We start from the raw sequence: 3,755 nt of genomic DNA, 5'->3' as shown, positions 1-3,755 counted from the left end.
CTGGGGATTCCCAGTAGAACTCGCTTGTTGCAATGCTTTCAGGAACACCCCGCCAGAGAATGGCGAACTCAATCCCACTTTTTCGGAGGATTTGGGGCATCTGGGCGATATGTCCAAAGGAGTCAGGAAGATATCCAATTTTCATAACTGCTCCGAAGTTACGACAAATGTCTCGACCAAAGAGAAGATTCCGAATATGAGTTTCGCCACTCACTAAGAACTCATCTGGTAGCACGTACCAGGGACCGATGAAAATCCTGCCGCTTTGGATCATCTTTTTGAGCCTTTCCCTGTTTTCAGGTCTTATCTCAAGGTAGTCTTCGAGAACAACCGTTTGTCCATCAAGAAGAAAAGACTGGTAACGTGGATCCCGTTCTAAGATATCAAGCAGATGGTCCATGAGCCGTACAAGGCGGTACCTGAAGGCGTCGAAGGTTTCGTACCATTCCCGATCCCAATGGGTATGGCTGACGAAGTGGAGGTTCCACTTCATGTTTTTTCCCTCCCCTTGAAAAAGAATCATTTAAGCATTTGACCAAAGAGACCGGCTATGAACCATCGCTGGAAAAGAAGGAAAAGCGTTAAAGGTGGAATGATGGTGACAATACCTGCAGCGGTTAAGCCTCCCCAGTACGTCCCCCAGGTACCAATGAAGGCCAATATGCCCTGAGGAAGAACCCTGAGAGACGGTTTAGTAATGAGCGCCGAGGCGTAAAGGTAATTGTTCCAGGTGGTGATAAAGATGAAAACTGTAGCTGCTACCAGGCCAGGGATCATGAGGGGAACAGATATCCTGAGCAAAGCCTCGATTCTCGAGCACCCATCAACCAGTGCGGCCTCTTCAATCTCCGCGGGAACTTCCATAATGAAATTCCGTAGCATCCATACGGTAAGGGGGAGGTTAAAAACGGTGTTAACAACGATAAGTGCGCTTAACTTGTTGTATAGTCCAAGGCGATTAAGGAAGGAGACAAGGGGTACCAGGACAGCGATGAGGGGTAGGAGAGGAAAGACCAGGAAGAGAAAACTGAATTGCTTACCCGGGAAGTTGAAACGTGCCAGAGCATATCCTCCAAGAAGGGAAAGAGGAAGGGCAAAAGCTACAGTGCCCAAGGAAACAACCACGCTATTTTTAAGGTACTGGAAGAACTCCGGTCTTGAGAAAATATAGCGGTAATGCTCGCTTGTGAAACGACGGGGGATTAAGCTCGTATCGTACTGAGGAGCTATAGAAACTTTTAAACCCCACAAGAGAGGTGCCAGGCAGAAAAAACTTATTAGAGCTACCACTACCCATTTCCACATTGATGTACTCCTTTTTGCCAAGGTTTTTCACCTTTCTCTCATAAGTCTTAAGTATGCAACCATGAAAAGTAGGCTTATGCCCAAAAGGATGACCCCCACCGTTGCGCCAAGGTTGAGGTTGAAGTTAATGAAGGAATCCTTAAAAAGGCGAACTGCTAAAACCTCTGTAGAGTAACCTGGCCCACCACGGGTAAGGGCAAAAACAGTTTCAGCGTCCTGAACAGTCCACATCGTGATTATAAGCATGGAGAGAGCAAGATGAATCCTCGTGAGAGGAAAGGTGATGAATCGGAAAAGGTGCCAAGGGGTTGCTCCGTCCACCTTTGCTGCTTCGTAGAGTTCGTTTGGAATAGCGGTCATTCCCGCGGCTAAAAAGAGCATGATAAATGGGAATGATCGCCAGAAGCTGTGGAATATGATTGTCCACATGGCTAAGGAAGGGGTAGCAAGGATTACCGGCCGTTCTCCTGTGAGTTTTTCAATAAGAAGCGTGATTGGGCCGTTTGAAGCATCGGTAAGGGAAAGAAAGATAACCGAGCTCACAACTGGAGCCGTAATGAAAGGCAAGAGAAAAACACCCCTGAGGATGGGAAGTCCTCTCATGTCCTGGCTGGTGATGATCAAGGACGCAATGTACGCTAAAGGAATGGAGAAGGACAGATTGCCAAGAACGTATATTAGGGACAGTTTCAGGTTGTTCAGGAACCTTGCTTCCCTGAAGAGGAGTCGGAAGTTCTTCAGACCCACGAAAGTCACGTCCCCCGCAAAAGTGGTTTCTTGGAGGCTCATGATAACGCCGGAGAAAAGGGGGAATATCAGGAAAAGAAGCATTAGGAAAACACTCGGAGCAAGAAAAAGGTACGCCAGCTCGGATTCATGACTCAAGCGATAGGAGCTGACGTACCTTTTTCTCCTTTTCCGGGCTACATACTGGTTGTTTTGCTTTCCGCCCTTAACTGGTTCTCTTTTCACTCGCCGGCAAATTTGCTGTTGTACTCGTCTTCAAACTTCTTCAGGGTTTCGGGAATGGGAGCCTTGGCAGCAAAAATTTCCTGGAGACAGGCAGCGACGGTGTCAGCTAAGTCTCCGTAATGTGCGGTGGGAGGCATGGGACGGCCATTTCGAGCGGCAATTTGCCATTTCTGGTAGAAGGGAGTTTTGAACTCAGGCCTATCCCAGAGACTGAGGCGCACGGGGAGTCCTGCGTCAGGGTATTCGTACAGAAGCTCTGGCTGGATCATGTACTCGATGAATTTGAAAGATTCGTCTGGGTGCTCACTCAGGGCGTGGATGGATATGTTCCAGGCATTGGTAAACTGGGCTTTGTACTTGGTCGGGGTGGGGTATACATCAGCAATCAGAGCCTGGCCTTCCGGAGTGGGTGGGAACAGTCCTTTGATCCAGCCCTTCTCCTCTAAAGGACCAATCCAGTAGCTCCCATAACCTTCTGCTTGGGCAAGTTTCTCTCCCAAGAAACTCAAGAGAATAACGTCGTCGTAAGTTCCACTCATAGACCACTCGGGAGTCACCTTGTGGGTGTATATCAGGTCGAAGAGGAACTGAGCTGCTTTGATCCCTGCCTCTGAGGCGAAAGTGGCCTTCTTAGTCTCTTTGTCCCAGAGCTCGCCATCGAAGTGCCAGAGGTAAGGAGCAAAGTAGAGCTCAATAGTTGCGCGAGAAGGACCAAAGTACATTCCAAGACCGTAAATATCTGTTTTTCCGTCTCCATCAGTATCTTGGGTGAGCTTTTTGGAATATTCCACAAGCTCTTCAAGGTTTTCAGGCGTCTTGTTCGGATCAAGACCTACCTTCTCGTAGAGGTCTCTCCGGTAAACGATTGTCCGGGTGTGGATTCCAAGGGGAATACCCCATGGGAAGGCTGAGGTCCACACCGGGCTCCAAGTAAAGTCTTCAAGGGTTTCCTTTGACCATTTCTCAATATATGGACTCAGGTCTAAAAGGTCTTTAGCAACGCTGTGGAGACCGTAGTACTGTGGCGAGGAGTAGATGACATCGTGGGAAATTCCGGCACGGAAATCTCTCAGGGATTTGAGGTCAAGTTCATCCCACTTGATCCATTCGAACTCAACCTTTATACCTGGATTAGCTTTTTCGAATCCTTCTTTAACCTTTTCCAGCCATTTGAGGTTCATTTGGTGGGCCGGACCGGCAGCAGGGTCGTAGAAATGAGCGACGCGAATGGTAACCTGGGCATGAGCGACGGACATCAGGTAGCAACCAAGGAGAAACAACCCAACAAGAAGTAGCTTCCTCATTCTAATCCCCCCCTTTTGTCTTGCTGTTTAAATATTAGCACACTGGGTATCCATTGTGTCAACATTTGTACGGGTGTTTTGTGGGTAAGTCGACTTCAGGGATTCCTCTCCTGAATAATTCAACCGTTCTCTTTGAGAGCTCCAGGTGTGAGGGGGGTGAGCTTGAGTTCTCGA

At 48.4% G+C, this 3,755-nt stretch carries 4 protein-coding genes; all 4 read right to left on the bottom strand.

Annotated elements, in window-relative coordinates; translation table 11 throughout:
- A partial coding sequence (locus H5U36_09565) for an alpha-mannosidase (protein MBC7218357.1) occupies window positions 1–493 on the bottom strand: 493 nt, incomplete at its 3' end.
- A 26-nt stretch (window positions 494–519) separates the two neighbouring features.
- Complete coding sequence (locus tag H5U36_09560) at window positions 520–1,305, bottom strand: carbohydrate ABC transporter permease (GenBank protein MBC7218356.1); 786 nt, start codon at window positions 1,303–1,305, stop codon at window positions 520–522.
- Between the two features lie 27 nt (window positions 1,306–1,332).
- Window positions 1,333–2,136 (bottom strand): sugar ABC transporter permease, encoded by an 804-nt coding sequence (locus H5U36_09555; GenBank protein ID MBC7218355.1) that lies wholly within the window; start codon window positions 2,134–2,136, stop codon window positions 1,333–1,335.
- Window positions 2,137–2,273: 137 nt separating this feature from the next.
- Window positions 2,274–3,581, bottom strand: a complete 1,308-nt coding sequence (locus tag H5U36_09550; GenBank protein ID MBC7218354.1) for an extracellular solute-binding protein — start codon at window positions 3,579–3,581, stop codon at window positions 2,274–2,276.
- Window positions 3,582–3,755 lie beyond the last annotated feature (174 nt).

Origin of the sequence: Candidatus Caldatribacterium sp. (genome assembly GCA_014359405.1) — a bacterium.
Lineage (GTDB): Bacteria > Atribacterota > Atribacteria > Atribacterales > Caldatribacteriaceae > Caldatribacterium > Caldatribacterium oleiphilum.
The sequence above is the reverse complement of the archived record's forward strand: the minus strand, read 5'-3'. Positions and strand labels throughout refer to the sequence as shown.